Origin of the sequence: Alteraurantiacibacter aestuarii (assembly GCF_039523595.1) — a bacterium.
GTDB lineage: Bacteria > Pseudomonadota > Alphaproteobacteria > Sphingomonadales > Sphingomonadaceae > Alteraurantiacibacter > Alteraurantiacibacter aestuarii.
In genome coordinates, this window is sequence record NZ_BAAAFP010000003.1 from 235,207 (window position 1) to 256,828 (window position 21,622).

The window sequence follows — 21,622 nt, forward strand, 5'->3', positions numbered from 1 at the left end:
AAGCGGAACAATGCTGTATTTTCTTGCACAATTACTGGATTTCGAAGGCCTGCTAAACCTGATCAGGTACCAGACCTTCCGTTCGGGTGCGGCCATGATGACAGCGCTGGTCATTGGTCTGCTGATCGGTCCCAAATTCATCGCCATGCTGCGCGTGCGCCAGGGCAAGGGACAGCCGATCCGCGCCGACGGCCCGGCCAGCCATCAGGCCAAGGTCGGCACGCCCACCATGGGCGGGCTGATGATCCTGATCGCCCTGATCCTTTCGATGCTGCTGTGGATGGACCTGTCCAACCCGTTCGTATGGGCCTGCCTGGCAGTGACTGCCGGTTTCGGCGTGATCGGCTTTGTCGATGATTTCGACAAGGTGACCAAGCGCAGCCACAAGGGCGTTTCGGGCCGTGTGCGGCTGCTGGCGGAATTCATCGTCGCCGGAATTGCCGCCTATCTGATTGTCGGGGAAATCAACACCAACCTCTATGTGCCCTTCCTGTCCGACCGATCAATTCCGCTCGGCTGGCTGTATTATGTGTTTGCCGCCACGGTGATTGTGGGCGCGGGCAATGCGGTCAATCTGACAGACGGGCTGGACGGCCTTGCCACCATGCCGGTGGTGATCGCGGCGGGCGCTTTCATGCTGATCTGCTATCTGGTGGGCCGCGTCGATTATTCCGAATATCTGGGCATTCCGCACGTTCCGCAAGCAGGCGAACTGGCGATATTATGCGCAGCGATCATGGGGGCAGGCCTTGCCTTCCTGTGGTTCAACGCCCCGCCGGCAGCGGTGTTCATGGGCGATACCGGCAGTCTGGCACTGGGCGGCGCATTGGGTGCGATTGCCGTGGCCAGTCATCACGAGATCGTGCTGGCCATCGTTGGCGGCCTGTTCGTTCTTGAAGCTGTCAGCGTCATCATCCAGGTGTTCTGGTTCAAGCGCACGGGCAAGCGGGTGTTCCGCATGGCCCCGATCCACCATCATTTCGAACAGCTCGGCTGGAAGGAATCGACTGTGGTGATCCGCTTCTGGATTATCTCGATCGTTCTGGCCGTTATCGGTCTTGCAACGTTGAAGCTCAGGTGATCACGGCCAACGCCTTTTCCGGAAAGAAATTTGCCGTCCTCGGCCTTGCCCGATCGGGAATGGCGGTGGCGGAGAGCCTGCTTGCCAGCGGAGCGCAGGTTACTGCATGGGACCGGCAGGATACGCCCCGCCGCAAGCTGGAAGGGCGCGCGACCATTGCCGATCCGATGGAGATCGAACTGGCACAGTTCGATGCCATCGTGGTCTCTCCCGGTGTCCCGCTCAACACCCATCCGCTGACCGAAAAGGCGCGCGCGGCCGGCGTGCCGATCATCGGCGACATAGAGCTGTTCGCCATGGCCCGCAGCGAATTGCCCGCCCACAAGGTGGTGGGCATCACCGGCACCAATGGCAAATCCACCACTACCGCGCTGGTTCATCACCTGCTCGATCAGGCCGGTGTTCCGGCGCGCATGGGCGGCAATATCGGCCTGCCCGTGCTGGGCAGTGATCCACTGCCTGTTGGCGGTGTCTATGTGCTGGAGCTTTCCAGCTACCAGATCGACCTGACCCGTTCGCTGGCCTGCGAAGCTGCTGCGCTGATCAATATCACGCCCGATCATCTGGACAGGTATGATGGCTTTGCCGCCTATGCCGCATCCAAGGCGCGCTTGCTGGCCATGCAGGATGAAGGCCAGTTCGCCGTGTTCGGCTGCGACGATGATGAAACGCGCGCGGTGCAGGCCGTGGAAGCTGGCCGCCGCGCTGCCGGACGCGCCGTGTGCGCTTCGGCCTCCGGGCTGGCACAGCATCAGGGTGACTGGCCCAGCCTGCAGGGGCCACATAATCTGCAGAACGCCGCCATCGCCGCTGCGCTGGTGGAGGAACTGGGGCTGACCCGCGCACAGGTGCTGGAAGGGCTGGCCAGCTTTGCCGGACTGCCGCACCGCATGGAAGTGCTCGGCACGTTCGATGGCGTGCTGGTGATCAATGACAGCAAGGCCACCAATCCTGCGTCCACCGCGCCCGCGCTGGCCGCCTATGCTCCGGGACCGGAACCGCGCATTCACTGGATTTGCGGCGGATTGCCCAAGGCGGACAATCTGGACGAATGCATACCGTTCTTCGGCAATGTCGTCGCCGCCTACACTATTGGCGAGGCGGGCGTGCTGTTCACCCAATTGCTGTCTCCGTACATGCCGGTGCACAATTGCGAGATGCTGTGCGAAGCCACCACGCGGGCACTGGATGCGGCCAAGCCGGGCGACGTTGTCCTGCTCTCGCCTGCCTGCGCCAGTTTTGACCAGTTCCGCGATTATGAAGTGCGCGGCGATACGTTCCGCGAAATCGTGGCCGGACTTACCGGCAGCGATCCTGCGAAAGCCGGATTTTCCGCGAGGTCCGCAGCATGACGACGGCGCGCCCGTATATTCCCCGGCCCGGCAAGCCTGCACCTCAGACCGCGCGCTTCCCGCGTGATCGCAAGCGCCAGTTGCAGGTGTGGTGGCGGGAGATTGACCGCGTGCTGCTGATGCTGGTGCTCGCCTTGATGACGCTGGGGACGATTGCCGTGCTGGCCGCATCTCCTGCCAGTGCAGACAGGCTTTCGACCGCAGATCAAACGCTGGACCCGCTGTATTTCTTCATGCGGCACATCATCTGGCAGGTGGCTGCGCTTGGCGTGATGCTGGGTACGTCCCTGCTGCCGCAGGATATGGCACGGCGTGAAGCCATCCTGCTGTCGGCAGCGATGCTGGTGATGCTGTTGCTGGTGCCGTTGATCGGGGTGGAGAAGAACGGCGCCACGCGCTGGCTCAATCTGGGAATCGTTTTCCAGCCCTCGGAATTCCTCAAACCGGCCTTTGCGGTGACGCTGGCGTGGATCTTGTCGTGGAAGATCCGCGATCCCAGCCTGCCCGTCATCGGCATTTCGGCGGCGCTGGTCGGCACCATCGTATTCCTGCTGATGGCGCAGCCCAATTTCGGCGAAGCGATCCTGTTTGTGGGCAGCTGGTTTGTGCTGGTGATGCTGGCGGGCCTGCCCCTGCAGCGCATCGGCATTCTGGCCGGTGTTGGCCTTGCGGGACTCGTGCTGGCCTACAGTTTCTATGAAAACGCCCGTAACCGCATCGATTCCTTCCTTGGCGGGGGCAGTGCCTTTGACCAGGTGGATCTTGCCAGCCGCACGCTGATGGGCGGCGGCTGGACAGGAACCGGGCTGGGGCTGGGCAGGCAGAAGATGAACCTGCCAGAGGCGCATACGGATTATATCTTCTCGGTCATCGGCGAGGAATTCGGCCTGCTTGCGTGCATGGTGATCGTCGCCCTCTATCTCGCCATCGTGGTGCGCGTTCTGGTGCGGCTGATGGATGAGGACCGGCTGTTCAACATTCTGGCCGCCAGCGGGCTGATTGCCCTGTTTGGCGGGCAGGCTTTCATCAATATTCTCGTCAACCTGCAACTTTTCCCGTCCAAGGGCATGACCTTGCCTTTGGTGAGTTATGGCGGATCGTCTACCATCGCCCAGTGCTTCACAATTGGCATGTTGCTGACCATTACCAGGCGCAACCCATATCTCAGCCGCGAAGCATTCGATCTGCGCGGCTCGCTGGAGAAAGAGACGAGGCCATGAGTTCGGTTAGCTGTCATTATGTTCTGGCCGCAGGTGGTACCGGCGGACATCTGACACCTGCCTTCGCGCTGGCGGCAGAGCTGGAGAAGCGCGGCCATCACGTGGCGCTGATCACGGACAAGCGCGGATCGGAAATTCCCGGAAAGCCCGATTTCCTGCCCGCCCATGTCCTGCCGGCGGGGCGTTTCGGCAAGAACCCGCTGCGCTGGCCGACGGGCATTTCCGCCGTGTTGCAAGGGCGCGGAATGGCAAAACGCCTGTATGAGACATTTCAGCCCAGCGCGGTGATCGGCTTTGGCGGCTATCCCGCCTTGCCCGCGCTGCTGGCGGCGAGTTCAGCCGGAATTCCCACCATTATTCACGAGCAGAATGCCGTTCTGGGCCGGGTCAACCGGCTGCTGTCAGGACGGGTGAGCGCCATCGCCACCGCCTATCCCGATGTGCAGCGGCTGAAGGGCAAATATGCGCCCAAGACCCATCTGGTGGGCAATCCGGTGCGGCCCGAAGTGCTGGCGCTGCGCGATGAGGAATTTCCCGCCTTCACCGCCGATGGCCTGTTTCGCGTGCTGGTGACGGGCGGCAGCCAGGGCGCGCGGATCTTGTCCGAAGTGGTGCCCGATGCGCTGTCCATGTTGCAACCCGCGCTGCGCAGCCGCCTGCAGATTACCCAGCAATGCCGCCCGGAAGATCTGGAACGGGTGCGGGATCGCTATGCCGAATATGCGATACCGGCGGAGCTTGGCACCTATTTCGAGGATATGCAGAACCGGCTTGCCGATACGCATCTGTTTATCGGCCGTGCAGGGGCATCCACCATTGCCGAACTGACTGCCGTGGGTCGTCCGGCGATCCTGATCCCGCTGCCCATTGCCACAGACGATCATCAGACCGCCAATGCCCGCGAAATGGTCAAGGCTGGCGGCGCGCGGTCCATTCGCCAGGCGATGGCGACCGTGCCCAATCCCGATGATGCATCCGGCACCAAGGCCAATGCCATGCGCCACCGTCAGGCCGACCTGTTCCAGAAAATGGCCAAGGATATCTCCAAGCAGATACAGGCGATGGCGCAGCATCCCGAAACGCTTGCCACGGCTGCCCATGCGGCGTGGAACTGCGGTCGCCCCGATGCCGCGGAAAAACTTGCCGATCTGGTTGAAAGCTTCGGCGCCACGCCCATTCAGGACGTGATCCGCGTTGGCGCAAAGACCGCGCGCGGTTCCACCAGGAATGCCACCGCATCGCAGGGCGCAGCAAAGGACAGCAACTCGTGAAGGCGATCGGCACCGATATCGGCACGATCCATTTCGTGGGCATTGGCGGCATCGGCATGTCCGGCATTGCCGAGGTGATGCACAATCTGGGCTACCACGTGCAGGGCTCCGACATTGCCGAAAGCGCCAGCGTGGAAAGGCTGCGCGCGCGCGGCATTTCCGTGATGATCGGCCAGCGGGCGGAAAATCTGGGCGATGCGGCGGTCGTCGTCACCTCCACCGCAGTCAAGCGCGACAATCCGGAGGTTGCCGCGGCACTGGAATCGCGCATCCCTGTGGTGCGCCGGGCGGAGATGCTGGCAGAGCTGATGCGCCTGAAGCGCACCGTCGCCGTTGCCGGCACGCATGGCAAGACCACCACCACATCGATGGTGGCGGCGCTGCTGGATGCGGGCGGGATCGACCCCACGGTCATCAATGGCGGGATCATCGAAAGCTACGGTTCCAACGCCAGGCTTGGTGCCAGTGACTGGATGGTGGTGGAGGCGGATGAGAGCGACGGCTCCTTCCTGCGGCTGGACGGCACGATTGCGGTCGTCACCAATATCGATCCGGAGCACCTCGACCATTACGGCACTTTCGATGCGGTGAAGGAAGCCTTCCTGCAATTTATCGAGAATGTGCCCTTCTATGGTGCGGCTGTGCTGTGCGTGGACCACCCTGAAGTGCAAAACGTGATTGCCCGCGTGCGTGATCGCCGCGTCATCACCTATGGCTTTTCCCCTCATGCAGACGTGCGGGCGGAAAACATCGCCAGCGAAGGCGGCTCCACCCGTTTCGATGCCGTGCAGCGCGACCGCGACGGGAATGAACGGCGCATCGCCAATATCGTGCTGCCCATGCCCGGGCGTCACAATGTCCAGAACGCGCTGGCGGCGATTGCCGTGGCGGTGGAAATGGGCTGCGACGATGACACCATCCGCACTGGCTTTGCCCGGTTTGGCGGAGTGCGCAGGCGCTTCACGCTGGTGGGCGAGGTGGACGGTGTTCGCGTGATCGACGACTATGCCCATCACCCGGTTGAAATCCGCGCGGTCCTCTCGGCTGCGCGCGAAGCGGCAAAGGGGCGGGTGATCGCGGTCGCCCAGCCGCATCGCTATACCAGGCTGCGCGATCTGCTGGCAGAGTTCCAGGGCGCCTTTGCCGATGCCGATATCGTCTTTGCCGCGCCCGTCTATGCTGCGGGCGAACAGCCGATCGCCGGGGCGGACAGCACCGCCCTTGTCGCTGGCCTCAAGGCGCGCGGCCATCGCAATGCCAGCGAGATCGCCGGGCCAGAGGAACTGGCGAGCGAACTCGCCGGAATAATCGAGACAGGAGACATCATCGTGTGCCTTGGCGCGGGCGATATCACCAAATGGGCGGCGGGACTTGCCGCATCCATCAAGGCAGCAAGGTCAAAAGCGGCATGAACTGGCGCACGCAAACGGGCGATGAACTGCTGGGCGCCAACGCGCCGGGATCGGATGAGGACGTGGGCCAGCCCGATGTCGTCACCTCACCCGTGCGCGGCAAGCTGGTCAAGGATGCCCCGCTGGACAGGCTGGTGTGGTTCAAGAGCGGCGGTGCGGCGGATTACCTGTTCGAACCTGCCGATCTGGACGATCTTACCCGTTTCCTGTCCGGGCTGGACGAAGGCACGCCGGTCATGGCGCTGGGTCTGGGATCGAACCTGATCATCCGCGATGGCGGGGTGCCGGGCGTGGTGGTGCGGCTGGGCAAGCCCTTTGCCAGCGTGGAAGTGCGGCGGGACAATATCATCGAATGCGGCGGCGGTGCGCCGGGCATTCTGGTTGCATCAACCGCGCGCGATGCGGGCATTGCCGGTCTGGAGTTCCTGCGCGGAATACCCGGTACGGTGGGCGGTTTCGTGCGCATGAACGGCGGAGCCTACGGGCGCGAAGTGGCGGATATATTGATCGATTGCGATGTGGTGATGCCGGGCGGCGAATGCGTGAATATCCCGGCACAGGACCTTGGCTACAGCTATCGTCATTCCAAACTGCCCGATGGGGCGATTGTGGTGGCAGCCCGTTTCCAGGGCGATCCGGGCGATCCGGTGGCTATCGGCAAGGAAATGGACCGCATCGCCGCCGAACGCGAGGCATCGCAACCATTGCGTTCCAAAACCGGCGGTTCGACTTTCAAGAACCCTGACCCTGCTGCGGCAGGCGGGCGCAAGGCATGGCAACTGGTGGACGAGGCCGGCTGCCGTGGCCTGAAGATGGGCGGCGCACAGGTGAGTGAGAAACACGCCAATTTCCTGATCAACACCGGCGATGCCACCAGCAGCGATATCGAAGGGCTGGGAGAGGAAATTCGCCGCCGCGTTTCTGAAAAGACGGGCGTGGCGCTGGAATGGGAAATTCAGCGGGTGGGCAGACCATGAGCCTTCTGCCGCACCTGCATGTCGTCGTCCTGATGGGCGGCTGGGCCAATGAGCGCGAGGTTTCGCTGATGTCGGGCAATGGCGTGGCCAATGCTCTTGAAGGGCTGGGCCACCGCGTCACCCGCATCGATCTGGACCGCGACATAGCCGCCAGATTGCGTGAGGCCGCGCCCGATGTGGTGTTCAATGCGCTGCACGGCGTGCCGGGTGAAGATGGCACGGTGCAGGGCATGATGGACCTGATGGGCATTCCCTATACACACTCGGGCCTCGCCACTTCGGTTGTCGCCATCGACAAGGAACTGACCAAGCAGGCGCTGGTGCCGCATGGCATTCCGATGCCGGGCGGGCGCATCGTGCACAGCGAAGACCTGTATGCCGGCGATCCGATCGCGCGGCCCTATGTGCTCAAGCCGCTCAACGAAGGATCTTCCGTGGGTGTTGCGATCATCACGGATGAGAGCAATTGCGGCAATCCCATCCGCCGCGATGCCGAAGGGCCGTGGCAGAAGTTCGAAACGCTGCTGGCAGAACCGTATATTCGCGGGCGCGAGCTGACCACGGCGGTGCTGGGTGACCGCGCCCTGATGGTGACCGAGCTGGTGCCCAAGAGCGGCTTTTACGATTTCACCGCGAAATATACCGATGGCATGACAGAGCATGTATGCCCCGCGCATATTCCGCCGGAAATCGAGAAATTGTGCCTCGAATATGCGTTGCAGGCGCATCGCAGGCTGGGATGCCGCGGTGTCAGCCGATCCGACTTCCGCTGGGATGACGAGCGCGGGGAAGACGGGCTGTTCCTGCTGGAAACCAACACCCAGCCGGGCATGACCCCGCTCAGCCTGGTGCCCGAGCAGGCCTTGCATTGCGGTATTGCCTATCCTGAACTGGTGGAAATCATCATCAAGGATGCGCTGGACCATTTCGCCAAATTGTCACCGGGGGGAGCGTCCTCCTGATGGCCCAGACAATCCGCCGCAACGCCACCGGGGTTCGCCGTCAGGCCAAGGCGCAGGGACGCCAGGGCCAGGTGCGCAAGGCACGGGCGAAGACCACGTCGGTGCTCGACCGGATCATGCAGGCATTGCCCTTCACCGAAGAGCAGTGGCACCGCTTCTTCATCGTCCTGATATTCGCCTTCGTGCTGGCGCTGGTGGTGGTGGTGGCGCGGGTCACGGGAGTCAGCGAAATCGCCTCGCAGCGGTTCGCGCGGACCGCGGCCAATGCCGGTTACAAGGTTCGCCATGTGGAGGTGCTGGGCACCAATCGCCTCAACGAGATGGAAGTCTATGCGCTTGCCATCGGCAATGAGGACCTGGCCATGCCTCTGGTCGATCTGGAGGAATTGCGCGGCAGGATCGAAGCGCTCGACTGGGTCAAGGATGCGCGTGTCTCGCGCCAACTGCCCGATGCGCTGGTGATCGATATCGTCGAGCGGGAGCCGCATGCGGTGCTGCGCCGGGCAGACCGGCTGATGCTGATCGACCCCACCGGCGTGGAACTGGACCCGATCTCTCCCGCCGATGCGGAGGGCATGCTGGTGATTGCCGGTGAAGGTGCGCAGTCGCAGGTGGAAGCGCTGACCCGGCTGCTCGATACAGCGCCTGCCCTGCGTCCGCAGGTTGTGGGCGCGGAATGGGTTGGCAATCGCCGCTGGAACCTGACTTTCCGCACCGATCAGCAACTGGCCCTGCCCGAAGGGGAGGACCGCGCCGCAGCCGCCCTGATCAGCTTTGCCCGGGCAGACGGACTGCACCGCCTGATTGGCGGCGAAGTGGCCGGTTTCGACATGCGCAATCCGCCGCGCATGTATCTGCGCGTGCCGGGACGGGCCGATCGCGAACTCGATTTGCAGGAGGACAGCTGATGGCCAGCCAGCCACGGATCACGCAGGTCATCGGCGCCGTGAACATCGGCTCTTTCCGCATTTCCGCCATGATCGCGGGCCTGACCGAGAACGGTGAGCTGCACGTACTGGGCAGCGGCCACCGCGCGGCGCAGGGCATAAAGCGCGGCTATGTCACCGATATGGCGGCGGCCACCTATGCCGTGCGCGATGCGATCGAACGGGCGGAGAAGCTGGCCGGGGTCAATGTCACCAGCGTCTGGATCGGCTGTTCAGGGGCGGGCCTGTATTCCACCATCAGTCCGGTGGAGATCGAGATTGGCGGCAGGCGGATCGAGGAAGAGGATATCGAGCACCTGCTCGTCTCCGCGCGAGAGGGGCTGGAGCCGGACGGGCGCATGGTGCTGCACGCACAGCCCGCGTGCTATTTCCTTGATGGCGCAGACGGCGTGGCCAATCCCAAGGGGCTGCATGCAGACCGGCTGGGCGTGGATATCCACGTGATGCTGGCCGACGGCGCGCCCATGCGCAATGTCACCGAAGCAGTGCAGAATGCCCATCTGGAAGTGGAGGGGATTGTCGCCTCGCCGCTGGCTGCCGGTTATGCCTGCCTCACGCCGGAAGAGCGCGACCTGGGTGTGGCGCTGGTGGAATTTGGCGGAGAAGTGACCAATGTCGCCGTTTACGCCGGCGGCATGCTGGTGGGGCTGCATTCCATCTCACGCGGGTCTGCCGACATCACCGATGCGATTGCATCTGCCTTTGGCATCAGGCGGTTCCAGGCAGAGCGGCTGAAGTGCGTTTCAGGCTCGGCCATTGCCAGCCCGTCCGATCACCGCGAGATGATTAGCGTGACCGGTCCTGACGACGATGGCACCGGCCATGTGGCGCGCGGCGCCGATGATCGCGGCAGAATTCCGCGCGCGGAACTGATCTCCGTCATCACGGCCGAGCTTGACGGATTGATGAGCGATGTTGGCCGCGCGCTGGAGAAAATGGGCTTCACCGGCAGTAAATCTGCTGCCAGGCAGGTTGTGCTGACCGGCGGCGGTGCGGAACTGGCAGGCCTTGCCGATTACGCGCAAAGCGTGCTGGGCACACCGGTGCGGATTGGAAAATCACCGCAGTTGCGCGGGCTTCCCGAAGCGCATGGCGTGCCCGGATTCGCCACGCTGGCGGGGCTGGTGCTGTATGCTGCGGAGGACCCGGTCGATATTCGTTCGGTCGGTTCACGCTTCACCAGCACCACAAGGGTGAGCGGATTTTCGCTTGTCAGGCACGTCTGGTCGGCGATGAAGGACTATTTTTAGACACATCGCCATGCGCGCATGGCTGTGGATACATCCTATTACCTATTAACGGCTGGAATCGCTTTGTGGCACAAGCGAAATATCAATTTTTGTACAGGCTCCTCAGGAGAGCATCGAGATGAGCATCAATATCGGACCCCCCTCGGTTGAAGAACTGCGCCCCCGGATCACCGTGATCGGTGTTGGCGGCGCTGGCGGCAATGCCATTGCCAACATGATCGAATCAGAGATCGAGGGCGTGGATTTCATCGTCGCCAACACAGATGCGCAGGCGCTGAACAACGCGCTTGCGGAACATCGCATCCAGCTTGGCCCGGACATTACCCAGGGCCTGGGTGCCGGTTCGCGCCCGGAAGTGGGCCGCGCGGCGGCAGAGGAAACGATTGCCGAGATCGAGCGCGCGCTGGAAGGCGTGAACATGGTCTTCATCGCTGCCGGCATGGGCGGCGGTACGGGCACTGGCGCTGCGCCGGTGATTGCAGAGATCGCCCGCCGCAACGGTATCCTGACCGTGGGCGTGGTGACCAAGCCGTTCCTGTTCGAAGGCACGCGCCGCATGCGCGCAGCCGAGGCCGGCATTGATGAGCTGCAGAAGAACGTCGATACGCTGATCGTCATTCCCAACCAGAACCTGTTCCTGGTGGCCAAGGCGGAAACCACCTTCAAGGAAGCTTTCATCCTGGCCGATGAAGTGCTCCAGCAGGGTGTGCGCTCGATCACCGATCTGATGGTGATGCCGGGCCTGATCAACCTCGATTTCGCCGATATTCGCTCCGTCATGAACGAGATGGGCAAGGCGATGATGGGCACGGGTGAAGGCGAAGGCCCCAACCGCGCGCTGGAAGCGGCCGAACGCGCCATTGCCAACCCGCTGCTCGATGGCGTGTCGATGCAGGGTGCCAAGGGCGTGATCATCTCCATCATCGGCGGTGAGGACATGAAGCTGCTGGAAGTGGATGAGGCTGCAAACCACATTCGCGAGCTGGTCGATCCCGAAGCCAACATCATCTGGGGCTCAGCCTTCAATCCCGACCTCGATGGCAAGATCCGCGTTTCCGTGGTGGCAACCGGCATAGAGCAAGGCTCCGAACAGGCGCATTCCGCCGGGCAGCCGCTCAACCTGGGTGCGTCGCGCGGGCCGAAGAAGCCCGTTCTGCCGCTTCCCACCGCAGCTGAAATCGGTGCGGATTCGACCGACGAAGATGACCGGGATGATGGCCTGAACGCCTCGTTCGACCTGCCCGAGTCCGAAACGGACGACGGTGATGCCTATTCCTTGCGGGAGGAGGATGAAGCCTCCGACGCGGGTGCCTTGCCTGATGATGGCGAAGACGATGGCTTCACCGGTTCCGTGACCGAGAATTTCGCGGCCATGTCGGCCCGGTCCGGCGATCAGGGCGGTGATGCACCAGGCAGCGATGATATGTTCGAACTGACGCAGGAGGCGCAACCCGCTTCTGAAACTGGCGATGCCGGTGCGGCAGAAACGGGCGATGCGCGCGGGCAGGATGAGCTGCTGCTCGATGCCTCGCGTCTGGCCGAAGCCAATCAGCCGATCCCTGACCCTCAGGCAAACAGGCGCCGCCGGTTCTTCGGCGGTCCCGATGATGCTGCTCCACAGGCTGAGGCTGCTCCGGCAGAACCGAAACCGGCTGCTGCGTCAGCTGCTGCCCCTGCCGGTGGAAGTACGCTGTTTGAACGGATGGCCAACCTCTCGCGCGCAGGCATGGAAGATGAGAACGAGGAAGATGACGAGGAAGAGCAGAGCTCGGCCATGCGTATTCCCCGCTTTCTTGGCCGCCAGAACAATCAATAGCCGGTCATTTTTCCGGCGTTCAGGCCGGGATGTGTATTCGGCAGCGATGATCGTAAAAACCAACCGGGTCCGCCCTCATCGCGCACTGCTGCTGTGCGCGGTGGGTGCGTTCCAATGTCTTTGCGCCCCGTTTGCTGTGCAGGCACAGGAAGTGGTTCAGCAATTGCCCAATCCCGCGTCGGAGCGCCTGAATGAGGCGTTGCGGCGTCTTTCACGCGCACCCGAATCGCTCCCCGCGCTCATCGCTGCAGGGCGCGCCTCACTGGAACTGGGCGATGTGGATGCGGCTGCGGGCTTCTTTGTCCGCGCGCGCGCCGTTTCGCCCGATGATGGTGCGGTGCTATCCGGCCTGGCGCTAGTTTCCCTGCGCCAGGAAGACCCGGTTGCGGCGCTCGACCTGTTCGACCGGGCGCAGGCCGCAGGCGAAAATCTGGATGGCTATGCTGCGGATCGCGGGCTGGCGTTCGACCTGATCGGTCAGAATGCCCGCGCGCAGGAACTATATGGGCAGGCATTATCACGCGATGAAAATGCCGAAACGGTGCGGCGCCTTGCCCTCAGCTACGCCATTGCCGGCGATCAGGCCGCGTCCGAAGCGATCCTGCTCCCCTTGTTGCAGCGCCGCGACCTTGCCGCCTATCGCACGCGCGCCTTCGCGCTGGCGATTCTGGGCCGGGAGGATGAAGCGGTCTCGATTGCCGAGACGATGCTGCCACCACGCATATCGCGCCGGATGGGGCCGTACCTGCGCTATATGCAGCGGCTGACCCCGGCACAGCAGGCGGCTGCAGCCAATCTGGGTTCGTTCCCCAGGGCGGCAGACATTGGCCGTGATGAGCCGCGCCTTGCCCGCAATGCCGCCACGCCGCTGCCATCGTCACCGTCCAGCAATGTCGATGCGCGGCTGATCCCCGGCGGTCCGGCACTGGGTAGCGCGGCCCTGGGTAGCGCTGCTGAAGAACTGCCCGCCCTGGCAAGCGCTGAACCGGTGGTGCCAGAGCCTGAGGCCCAGCCTTCCTTCTCCATCAGCGAGGAAGTGCCTGCACAGGCGGCAGTTGTGGCAGTCGCCGATCCCGCACCAACACCCGCAGCAACACCGGCCCCGACTCCAACTCCAACTCCTTCTCCAACTCCCGCCGCAACCGTGGTGGCCGAGGAGGAGCCGGTCAGCCTGGCCGATGTGTTTGCTGATTTCTCACTCGAGGAGGAAGCCGCCGCACCGGTTGCTGCACCGGGCGCGGTGGATATCACCGCCATTGTACCTGTGCGTGAGCAGAAGGCACCCGAACCGCCGCCACCGCCCGCACATCCCAGTCGCCACTGGGTGCAGGTCGCTACCGGGCAGGATCTGGCAGCATTCCGCTTTGACTGGCGCCGTCTGGTGCGCAATGCCGATGGCCTGCTGGACAACCGGTCGGCCTATCGCGCGCGCTGGAATCAGACCAACAGGCTGCTGACCGGGCCTTTCGATTCTGCCCGCGCGGCGCAGGAGTTCGTTACCGCACTGGGCAACGCCGGTGTTGATGCGTTTCGGTTCACCAGCGCCGAAGGGGAGGAAGTAACCGCGCTCAACTAGGCGTAAATACGCAGTTGTCCCCAAGCTATCCCCGCCATTCTCCAGCTATTTTTGCACACCTTGCCAACAGCCTTGTCGAGTTCTCCCCGATGACGTCATGGCTCCCCCATTGCGCTTATTCGCCCGGCGCGCGATTTGACTGGCAGAGCAATCCGAGAACGGGATCCCAGTTGTATGAACACCGGGCGTGAGCCGATGCAAGAAGCCGAAGATGCCGCCCCGGTAGAGATGCTGGCGGCGCTGTTCGAGGCGCATGGATGGCCCTGCGAATTCGTCAATGATGACGAAATTTGCGGAGAAATTCAGGGAAGCTGGACGACTTACCAGCTGCGCGGAATCTGGCGTCGAGAAGACCGTGTGCTGCAATTGCTGTGCCTGCCCGAAGTGCGCGTGCCCGATGACAAGAAGCGCGCCGCCTATGAATTGCTGGCGATGATCAACGAACAGCTCTGGCTCGGCCATTTCGATATCTGGACGCAAGGCGGCGTGCTGCTTTATCGCCACGGCCTGATGCTGGGTGACGATGGCATGCTGGGGCTTTCGGTCGCCCAGCTGGCGGTGGAAAGCGCGGTTGCCGAATGCGACCGTTTCTATCCCGCATTCCAGTTTGTGCTGTGGGGAGACAAGAGTGCCCGCGATGCGCTGGATTCCGCTTTGGTGGATGCAGCGGGCGAAGCCTGATATCGGGCATTCCCATGTTCGATTCCATTCTCCTTGTCGGTTGCGGCAATATGGCCGGGGCCATGCTGGAAGGCTGGCTGGCGGCTGGCCGTGATCCGTCCGGCTTCACCGTCGTCGATCCGGTGCGCGATGGTGCGCCGGGCGATATTCCGGTTGCCAGGCAATTGCCGCAAGCGGGTGAATTCGACGCGATATTGCTGGGCGTGAAACCGCAGAACCTGCCCGATGTGGCGCCGCAGGTGGCCCCTCTGGCAGGCAGCGGCACGGTGATCCTGTCGCTGCTGGCGGGGGTTGAACTGGACGTTCTGGCGCAGCATTTTCCAACGGCCCGCGCCCATGTGCGGGTGATGCCCAATCTGGCAGTCTCTCTGGGCAAGGCGCCGGTTGCGCTTGCGCAGGCAGGGCTGGATGAAGCGGGCCGCGATGGCGTGATCGCCCTGATGGCCCCGCTGGGCACGCCCGAATGGATTGGTGAGGACAAGTTCGATCTTGTCACTGCGCTGGCAGGAAGCGGCCCGGCGTTTGTCTATCGCTTTATCGATGCGCTGGGCGGTGCGGCCACTCGTCTGGGCCTGCCCGAAGATCAGGCGCGCCGTCTGGCCATTGCAATGGTGGAAGGCGCAGCGTCGCTGGCGGCGGCATCGCCGCATGATCCGGGCAAGCTGGCAGACATGGTCGCCAGCAAGGGCGGGGTAACCCGCGCCGGGCTGGATGTGCTGGACGATGACGAGGCGCTTAGCCGCCTGATCACCGAATGCCTGCGGGCCGCGCGTGATCGCAGCGCCCAGATGGTGCGCGAAGCCCGCAAATGACGGCTTTGCGCCGTTAACCACAGCGCATACGGTTTCCCTTGAAAATTCCCACCGCACACTCGATATTGGACACATTCCGGCCCGCTATGTGAGGCCGGACAAACGGAGTTTTGGATCAAATGGCAAATTGGAACGACGACCGTGCGACCCGGCAGGGCTTCGGGGTGTCGCCGAGCCAGACGGGTGATGTCGCTGGCCGCTCGACTTTCGACGCAGGCCTGCGCAAGCACATGCTCTCGATCTACAATTACATGTCCTCGGGCGTATTGCTCACGGGCATTGTAGCGATGCTGTTCGCGCGTGGCGGGGACCAGTCGATGGCGGCGCAGGTGTTCACCACCGGCGGCCTGCTGAGCTGGATCATCATGCTGTCACCGCTGGCCATCGTGTTTGCGATGAGCTTTGGCCGCAACAAGTTTTCCACCAGCACTCTCCAGATGATGTTCTGGGGCTTTGCGGTGCTGATGGGCCTTTCGCTGTCCTCGATCTTCCTAGTCTATACCGGCGGATCGATCGCGGCGACGTTCTTCGCCACGGCGGGCGCTTTTGCGGGTCTCAGCCTGTTTGGCTACACCACCAAGAAGGACCTGTCCGCCATGGGCAGCTTCCTGATCATGGGTGTGGTTGGCCTGATTATCGCTTCGGTGATCAACATCTTCATCGGATCGACCGCTCTGGAACTGGCAATCAGCTTCCTTGGCGTGCTGATCTTCGCGGGTCTTACCGCTTATGATACGCAGCGCCTGAAGTCCGAGTACATGCAGATCCAGCAGCTGAAGGTGACCAATCCGGGTGTTGCCGCATCTTACCCGCTGGGCAAGATGGTCGTGCTCGGGGCGCTCAGCCTCTACCTCGATTTCATCAACATGTTCCTGTTCCTGCTGCGTTTCATGGGCGCATCACGCAACTGATAACTCGCCTGATCGCAATCAGGATTCACTTCATCGTGCCCGGGGTGCATAGCTGCACTCCGGGCATTTCTTTTGCGTTGTTCGCAAGCTAGTTAGTCGGTCACAAGACATTCAGGCGCGATTGGCTATGCAAAAGCCCTGGCGCTGCGAGAGAGGAATCGGGAAGAGCATGCTGACCATTCGCTGGAAACCCATTGCCGTGGTTTTGGGCCTGAGCCTGCTGGCAGGCTGTGCCACGCCGCCGCCACCGCCGCCGCCCCCTCCGCCTCCTCCTCCTCCGCCTGTGGTGATTGCACCCGAACCGATCCCTTACCGCCCGATTCCGCCTGCGGGCGCGGCCTATGTGATGGATGTGCCTGCCAAGAGCGCGGATGGTGAGCGCCTTTCCGTGAACTACGGCATCGATGAGAAGACGGCCGTGTGGCACTTCCGCTCCGGCTGGAATGTGGCTGCGCTCAATTGCACCGGGCCTGATGACGCTCAGATCACCGATTCCTATGGCCTGTTCCTGCGCATGTTCGCGCGCGAGCTGACCTCTGTGAATGAAGAGCTTGATCGCCGCTATCGGCGGCAGGCAGATTCCAGCCGCGCCGCCATTCGGGCGCGTGAGGCCGACCTGACGCAGGTTTACAATTACTTCGCCCTGCCGGCTGCGCGCAATGGCTTCTGCAATGTGGCGCGCACGCTGGCCAGCCAGCTCGTGACCACACCGCCAGAGGACCTGACCGCATATGCCGTGGCCAATCTGGCCTTGTTCGAAAATGCGTTTGAGCAGTTCTTCGACGATTACGAGCGTTATCAGATGGCCTCGGCCGACTGGGACCGGCGCTATGGTTCGCAATATGGCGCGTCGCAGCCCGGTTATGTGGCAGTTTACGGTGCGCAGGGCGGCGGTGTATCCTCCAGCCTGATCGCCGGTCAGTCCGGTGAACTGCTGGGCGAAGTGATCGACCCGGAGACGGGCGTGGGCATACCGGTCATTCCGGTCTCGGAAGGCAGTGTGGCGACGCCGGTGGTGCAACCTGTGCCCAACACGGCTGTGGCGGAGTAGGCTGGACGGAATTGGCGGGATGGTCGGGTGCAACTTCCCCCTTCCAAGCGCCGCGGCGTTTCGCTATTAGCCGCCGTCCCTGAGGCAGGTTTTCCTGCGCCGGGGCGCAAACGGGGCCGTAGCTCAGTTGGGAGAGCGCGTCGTTCGCAATGACGAGGTCAGCGGTTCGATCCCGCTCGGCTCCACCAGTTTTCCCAGGCGCGTTCCTTCGCAGGGCGCGGGCAAACCGGCCCGCACGCCGCCGGCCATGCTGGCCGATCACACACCGAAACCGTGACAGTGGCCGGAGACTGGACTAGATCGGGTCCACAAAGGCGCCAGCGCGCGCGTTCAGCCGCCCCTTGCACCTGCATAGGGATCAGCGGCGATGATAGCCGGCGGGCCGCATGGTCCTGCTGGCACTTGAGGTTAAACAGTTACAATGCATTTTCTCGACCAGGCAAAAGTTCACATCAAATCGGGCGCGGGCGGACCGGGCGCGGTCAGCTTCCGGCGTGAAAAATACATCGAATATGGCGGCCCCGACGGCGGCAATGGCGGAAAGGGCGGCGATGTCGTGTTCGTGGCTGTTCCCGGCCTCAATACACTGATCGATTTTCGCTATCACCAGCACTTCAAGGCCAAGCGCGGCGGACATGGCATGGGCCGTGATCGTACCGGCAAGGGCGCGGAGGATCTGGTGATCGAAGTGCCCGTGGGCACGCAGATCCTGGACGAGGACCGCGAAACCGTGCTGGCGGATTTCACCCACGAAGGTCAGCGCGTGGTGCTGCTGGAAGGCGGGCTGGGCGGACGCGGTAACGCCAGTTACAAGACATCCACCAATCGCGCCCCGCGCCAGCACCAGCCCGGAGAGCCGGCGCAGGAGCTGGCGGTCTGGCTGCGGCTGAAGCTGCTGGCGGACGTTGGACTGGTCGGCCTGCCCAATGCCGGCAAATCCACCTTCATCAATGCCGTATCCAATGCCGGTGCCAAGGTGGGCGCATACGCCTTCACCACGCTGGTGCCCAAGCTGGGCGTTGTCCATCACAAGGGCCGCGAATTCGTGATCGCCGATATTCCCGGCCTGATCGAAGGCGCCGCCGAAGGTGCCGGAATTGGCGACCGTTTCCTTGGCCATATTGAGCGCTGCCGCGCGCTGATCCACCTGATCGACATTTCGGGCGATGATCCGGTCGAAGCCATGCGCATCGTGGAGGGCGAGCTGGAGGCCTATGGCGCGGCGCTGGAAGACAAGGTGCGGCTGGTTGCGCTCAACAAGACCGATCTGGCCGATGCCGAACTGGTGGAGGGCTTCTCTGCCGAACTGATCGCTGCCGGAGCGGAAAAGGTGTTCCCCATTTCGGGTGCCACGGGGGCGGGTATTCCCCATCTGCTTGATGCCGTTCTTGGCTATCTGCCCACGCAGACCACTACTGAAACGCCCGGTCGCCTGCCTGCCGAAGTTGGCGAGGAGGAGCCCGAGGAACAGCCCTGGTCACCACTGGGCTGACGCTGGGCCATTTGCCTGCGGCTCACCTTTCGCTAAGCGAAGCAGCATGACTATCACGCGCCTTGCCGACCTCGCCGATCCTGCCAAGACACCGCGCCTCGTGGTGAAGGTTGGCTCGGCCCTGCTTGTGGGCAAGGACGGCCAGCCCAACCGTGCCTGGCTGGAGGCGCTGTGTGAGGAAATTGCCCAGGCGCGAAAGCGCGGCCAGCAGGTCATCGTCGTCAGTTCCGGGGCAATTGCGCTGGGTGCGGCAAAGCTGGGGCTGGCCCGGGGAGGCCGCTCCAATCTGGCCGATGCGCAGGCCGCCGCAGCCGTGGGGCAGATCGCGCTGGCAGGCCTGTGGTCGCAATTGCTGGGCAAATGCGGGCTGACAGCGGCACAATTGCTGGTGACGCTGGAAGACCTCGACGATCGCCGCCGTTATCTCAATGCCGCTGCCACCATCGGCAAGTTGCTGCAGGCGGGCGCGGTGCCGGTCATCAATGAGAATGACTCGGTCGCTACCGAGGAAATCCGCTTTGGCGACAATGACCGGCTGGCCGCGCGCGCCGCGCAGGCCGCGCGTGCCGATGCCGTGGTCCTGCTGTCCGATATCGATGGCCTGTATGATCGCGACCCCGCCGATCCGGATGCGCGCATGCTGCCGCTGGTCGAAGGGGTGACACGGGACATTCACGACATGGCCACCGGCGGCTCCAGCTCCGGGCTTGGATCGGGCGGCATGACATCCAAGCTGCAGGCAGCCGAAATTGCCGAGCGTGCGGGCATTGTGCTGGCGATCATCAACGGCACGCATGTGCGACCGTTTGAGCGGGCATTCCAGCATGATCGGGGGACGCTGTTCCTGCCGCGCCGCAACGATGGCGCGCTCAAGTCATGGCTGGGCGGCCGTCAGCGGATGAAGGGCGTGCTGGTTGTCGATACCGGTTGCGCCAAGGCGCTGGCCAAGGGCGGAAGCCTGCTGGCGACTGGCATTACCCTGATCGAAGGCGATTTTCGCCGGGGCGATCCGGTTGCGGTGCGCGATGCACAGGGACGGGCGCTGGGGCAGGGCCTGGTCGAATATGATGCTGACGAAATTGCCCGCATCAAGGGCTATCGAAGCGAGGAGTTGCAGGCGCTGCTGGGGTATTCCCCGCGCTCTGCAGTGATCCACCGCGATCAGCTGGTATTGCTGTGACCATCGCCATCACCGGCGGCACCGGGTTTGTCGGCCAGAGCGTGCTCGATGAAGCGCGCCGGCGGGGGCTGGCGGTACGCGCGCTGACCCGCAAGCAGCAGGAACCGCGCGATCTGGTGGAATGGGTCGGCGGCGATCTGGAAGACAAGGCTGCCCTCTCCCGCCTGGTGGACGGTGCGCGCGCCGTGCTGCACATTGCCGGCGTGGTCAATGCGCCCGATGCCGCAGGTTTCGAACATGGGAATGTGGCGGGGACGCAAAACCTCCTGACCGCAGCCAGGGGCGTGCAGGCGCAGCGCATGCTGTTCGTGTCCTCGCTGTCCGCGCGCGAGCCGGCATTGTCCGATTATGGCCGGTCAAAGCGGCTGGCGGAGGAGGCAGTGCAGGTCAGCGGCCTGGACTGGACGATCATCCGGCCCCCGGCGATTTACGGCCCGCGCGATACCGAGATGCTCGATCTGTTCCGCGCCGCCAAATTCGGCGTGGTGCCAATGCCCGGCAACGGCCGCGCGTCTATCATCCATGTCGAGGATCTTGCCCGCCTGCTGCTGGATCTGGTGGAGGGAACGCCCGCCACATTGAACCGCATGTTTGAGCCTGACGATGGGCGCGAAGGCGGCTGGAGCCACACCGATCTTGCCCGCTCCATCGGGGCGGCGATGGGCCGCAGGGTCTGGACCCCGCAGCTCCCGCCCTGGGCCGTGCTGGCAGCCGCCCGGCTTGACCGCATGGTTCGCGGCGGAAAGGCCAAGCTGACACTCGACCGGGCCCGCTACATGATCCATCCTGATTGGGTCAGCAGCCAGGACAAGCGCGTTCCGCCCGAATTGTGGCAGGCGCAGGTGGCAACGCAGCGTGGTCTTGCGGCTACCGGGCAATGGTACCGGGACAAGGGCTGGCTGTAATTTCCTGCCTGATGGATGTCATTGTCGCCGCTGCAAACTTTCTCGCAATGGCGCAAACCTATCATAAAATTTCATCCATCTTTCGCGAATTGTGCTTATAGTGCTATGGGAGATGTGAGGGTCACGTTCTACCTGGCTGAAATGGCATGTCGGGCAGAATATCGGGGGAAGAAGAATGCCGAAAAAAACCAGCCGGGTATCGCGCCGCTCCTTTGTTGCACTGGTCACCGGTGCTGCTGCCAGCACGATGATAACCTCACCAGCCAAGGCGCAAAACACCGGGCGCACGGATTCCGATCCCAATGACCGATCCGGCTATGGCCGCACCGGCACGACCGACTCCGATCCCAATGACAGCGCTTCGCACGGCCGCACTGGCTATACTGACGCCGATTCGAATGACCGCGCCAGCTATGGCCGTGGCGGCGGCGGCACCGGCTATACCGATGCCGATTCCAACGATCGCGCCAATTATGGCCGCGGTGGCGGCGGCGGGCGGTCATCCGGCCTGACGGACAGCGATTCGGGCACCAATTCGGATTCACCGGGTCGTGGTCGCGGCAGCGGCACCGGCTACACCGATAGCGATTCGAATGATCGTTCCGGTTATGGCCGTAGCGGCCTGACCGATGGCGATGATTCGGATTCTGCCCGTTATGGCCGGGGTCGTGGCACCGGCCGCTGAGGCCGCAACACCAACGCATTCGCTGGCAACTCATTGGCTCC

19 protein-coding genes and 1 tRNA gene are annotated in these 21,622 nt (G+C 63.3%); all 20 read left to right on the forward strand.

Annotation, left to right across the window (positions count from 1 at the left end):
• Positions 1–10: 10 nt before the first annotated feature.
• Positions 11–1,081: a phospho-N-acetylmuramoyl-pentapeptide-transferase gene (gene mraY, locus ABDZ98_RS14460; protein WP_160591566.1), complete on the forward strand. Its 1,071-nt coding sequence runs from the start codon at positions 11–13 to the stop codon at positions 1,079–1,081.
• On the forward strand, positions 1,078–2,433 hold the full coding sequence (gene murD, locus ABDZ98_RS14465; protein ID WP_160591568.1) for a UDP-N-acetylmuramoyl-L-alanine--D-glutamate ligase: 1,356 nt from the start codon (positions 1,078–1,080) through the stop codon (positions 2,431–2,433). Before mraY ends, murD begins: the two co-directional genes overlap by 4 nt.
• Positions 2,430–3,653, forward strand: coding sequence for a peptidoglycan glycosyltransferase FtsW (locus ABDZ98_RS14470; RefSeq protein WP_160591570.1), 1,224 nt, complete (start codon positions 2,430–2,432; stop codon positions 3,651–3,653). The genes murD and ABDZ98_RS14470 overlap by 4 nt, the downstream gene beginning before the upstream one ends.
• A complete protein-coding gene (gene murG, locus ABDZ98_RS14475) occupies positions 3,650–4,924 on the forward strand; it encodes an undecaprenyldiphospho-muramoylpentapeptide beta-N-acetylglucosaminyltransferase (protein ID WP_160591572.1) in 1,275 nt (424 codons plus the stop codon). The genes ABDZ98_RS14470 and murG overlap by 4 nt, the downstream gene beginning before the upstream one ends.
• Positions 4,921–6,336, forward strand: coding sequence for a UDP-N-acetylmuramate--L-alanine ligase (gene murC, locus ABDZ98_RS14480; RefSeq protein WP_160591574.1), 1,416 nt, complete (start codon positions 4,921–4,923; stop codon positions 6,334–6,336). The genes murG and murC overlap by 4 nt, the downstream gene beginning before the upstream one ends.
• On the forward strand, positions 6,333–7,313 hold the full coding sequence (murB, locus tag ABDZ98_RS14485; protein ID WP_160591576.1) for a UDP-N-acetylmuramate dehydrogenase: 981 nt from the start codon (positions 6,333–6,335) through the stop codon (positions 7,311–7,313). The genes murC and murB overlap by 4 nt, the downstream gene beginning before the upstream one ends.
• Positions 7,310–8,275 carry a D-alanine--D-alanine ligase gene (locus ABDZ98_RS14490; protein WP_160591578.1) on the forward strand — a complete coding sequence of 322 codons (966 nt, stop codon included), beginning with the start codon at positions 7,310–7,312 and terminating at the stop codon, positions 8,273–8,275. Before murB ends, ABDZ98_RS14490 begins: the two co-directional genes overlap by 4 nt.
• Positions 8,275–9,183 (forward strand): cell division protein FtsQ/DivIB, encoded by a 909-nt coding sequence (locus ABDZ98_RS14495; RefSeq protein ID WP_160591580.1) that lies wholly within the window; start codon positions 8,275–8,277, stop codon positions 9,181–9,183. The genes ABDZ98_RS14490 and ABDZ98_RS14495 overlap by 1 nt, the downstream gene beginning before the upstream one ends.
• Positions 9,183–10,472 carry a cell division protein FtsA gene (ftsA, locus tag ABDZ98_RS14500; RefSeq protein WP_160591582.1) on the forward strand — a complete coding sequence of 430 codons (1,290 nt, stop codon included), beginning with the start codon at positions 9,183–9,185 and terminating at the stop codon, positions 10,470–10,472. Before ABDZ98_RS14495 ends, ftsA begins: the two co-directional genes overlap by 1 nt.
• 118 nt (positions 10,473–10,590) lie before the next feature.
• A complete protein-coding gene (ftsZ, locus tag ABDZ98_RS14505) occupies positions 10,591–12,288 on the forward strand; it encodes a cell division protein FtsZ (protein ID WP_160591584.1) in 1,698 nt (565 codons plus the stop codon).
• 46 nt (positions 12,289–12,334) lie between these two features.
• Positions 12,335–13,864, forward strand: a complete 1,530-nt coding sequence (locus ABDZ98_RS14510; protein ID WP_160591586.1) for a tetratricopeptide repeat protein — start codon at positions 12,335–12,337, stop codon at positions 13,862–13,864.
• Positions 13,865–14,038: 174 nt separating this feature from the next.
• The gene (locus ABDZ98_RS14515) at positions 14,039–14,545 is read left to right on the forward strand and encodes a type III secretion system chaperone family protein (protein WP_160591589.1); all 507 of its coding nucleotides are present in this window, start codon (positions 14,039–14,041) and stop codon (positions 14,543–14,545) included.
• An 8-nt stretch (positions 14,546–14,553) separates the two neighbouring features.
• Complete coding sequence (locus ABDZ98_RS14520) at positions 14,554–15,357, forward strand: pyrroline-5-carboxylate reductase family protein (RefSeq protein WP_337190196.1); 804 nt, start codon at positions 14,554–14,556, stop codon at positions 15,355–15,357.
• 119 nt (positions 15,358–15,476) lie between these two features.
• Positions 15,477–16,268, forward strand: a complete 792-nt coding sequence (locus ABDZ98_RS14525) for a Bax inhibitor-1/YccA family protein (RefSeq protein ID WP_160591595.1) — start codon at positions 15,477–15,479, stop codon at positions 16,266–16,268.
• A gap of 169 nt (positions 16,269–16,437) precedes the next feature.
• Positions 16,438–17,319 carry a hypothetical protein gene (locus ABDZ98_RS14530; RefSeq protein ID WP_160591597.1) on the forward strand — a complete coding sequence of 294 codons (882 nt, stop codon included), beginning with the start codon at positions 16,438–16,440 and terminating at the stop codon, positions 17,317–17,319.
• Between the two features lie 112 nt (positions 17,320–17,431).
• A tRNA-Ala gene (locus tag ABDZ98_RS14535) sits at positions 17,432–17,507 on the forward strand.
• 233 nt (positions 17,508–17,740) lie between these two features.
• Positions 17,741–18,811: a GTPase ObgE gene (gene obgE, locus ABDZ98_RS14540; protein ID WP_160591599.1), complete on the forward strand. Its 1,071-nt coding sequence runs from the start codon at positions 17,741–17,743 to the stop codon at positions 18,809–18,811.
• 46 nt (positions 18,812–18,857) lie between these two features.
• Complete coding sequence (gene proB / locus ABDZ98_RS14545) at positions 18,858–19,991, forward strand: glutamate 5-kinase (RefSeq protein ID WP_160591601.1); 1,134 nt, start codon at positions 18,858–18,860, stop codon at positions 19,989–19,991.
• Positions 19,988–20,896 (forward strand): NAD-dependent epimerase/dehydratase family protein, encoded by a 909-nt coding sequence (locus ABDZ98_RS14550; RefSeq protein ID WP_160591603.1) that lies wholly within the window; start codon positions 19,988–19,990, stop codon positions 20,894–20,896. The genes proB and ABDZ98_RS14550 overlap by 4 nt, the downstream gene beginning before the upstream one ends.
• Before the next feature lie 175 nt (positions 20,897–21,071).
• The gene (locus tag ABDZ98_RS14555) at positions 21,072–21,581 is read left to right on the forward strand and encodes a hypothetical protein (RefSeq protein ID WP_160591605.1); all 510 of its coding nucleotides are present in this window, start codon (positions 21,072–21,074) and stop codon (positions 21,579–21,581) included.
• Positions 21,582–21,622 lie beyond the last annotated feature (41 nt).

Bases quoted from the DNA above. Each gene is read 5' to 3' on its own strand.
- ftsZ (WP_160591584.1), top strand. From the start codon at position 10,591: ATGAGCATCAATATCGGACCCCCCTCGGTTGAAGAACTGCGCCCCCGG.
- proB (WP_160591601.1), top strand. From the start codon at position 18,858: ATGACTATCACGCGCCTTGCCGACCTCGCCGATCCTGCCAAGACACCG.
- obgE (WP_160591599.1), top strand. From the start codon at position 17,741: ATGCATTTTCTCGACCAGGCAAAAGTTCACATCAAATCGGGCGCGGGC.
- ABDZ98_RS14525 (WP_160591595.1), top strand. From the start codon at position 15,477: ATGGCAAATTGGAACGACGACCGTGCGACCCGGCAGGGCTTCGGGGTG.
- ABDZ98_RS14515 (WP_160591589.1), top strand. From the start codon at position 14,039: ATGAACACCGGGCGTGAGCCGATGCAAGAAGCCGAAGATGCCGCCCCG.
- murB (WP_160591576.1), top strand. From the start codon at position 6,333: ATGAACTGGCGCACGCAAACGGGCGATGAACTGCTGGGCGCCAACGCG.
- ABDZ98_RS14490 (WP_160591578.1), top strand. From the start codon at position 7,310: ATGAGCCTTCTGCCGCACCTGCATGTCGTCGTCCTGATGGGCGGCTGG.
- ABDZ98_RS14530 (WP_160591597.1), top strand. From the start codon at position 16,438: ATGCTGACCATTCGCTGGAAACCCATTGCCGTGGTTTTGGGCCTGAGC.
- ABDZ98_RS14555 (WP_160591605.1), top strand. From the start codon at position 21,072: ATGCCGAAAAAAACCAGCCGGGTATCGCGCCGCTCCTTTGTTGCACTG.
- ABDZ98_RS14470 (WP_160591570.1), top strand. From the start codon at position 2,430: ATGACGACGGCGCGCCCGTATATTCCCCGGCCCGGCAAGCCTGCACCT.
- mraY (WP_160591566.1), top strand. From the start codon at position 11: ATGCTGTATTTTCTTGCACAATTACTGGATTTCGAAGGCCTGCTAAAC.
- ABDZ98_RS14510 (WP_160591586.1), top strand. From the start codon at position 12,335: ATGATCGTAAAAACCAACCGGGTCCGCCCTCATCGCGCACTGCTGCTG.
- ABDZ98_RS14495 (WP_160591580.1), top strand. From the start codon at position 8,275: ATGGCCCAGACAATCCGCCGCAACGCCACCGGGGTTCGCCGTCAGGCC.
- murG (WP_160591572.1), top strand. From the start codon at position 3,650: ATGAGTTCGGTTAGCTGTCATTATGTTCTGGCCGCAGGTGGTACCGGC.
- ftsA (WP_160591582.1), top strand. From the start codon at position 9,183: ATGGCCAGCCAGCCACGGATCACGCAGGTCATCGGCGCCGTGAACATC.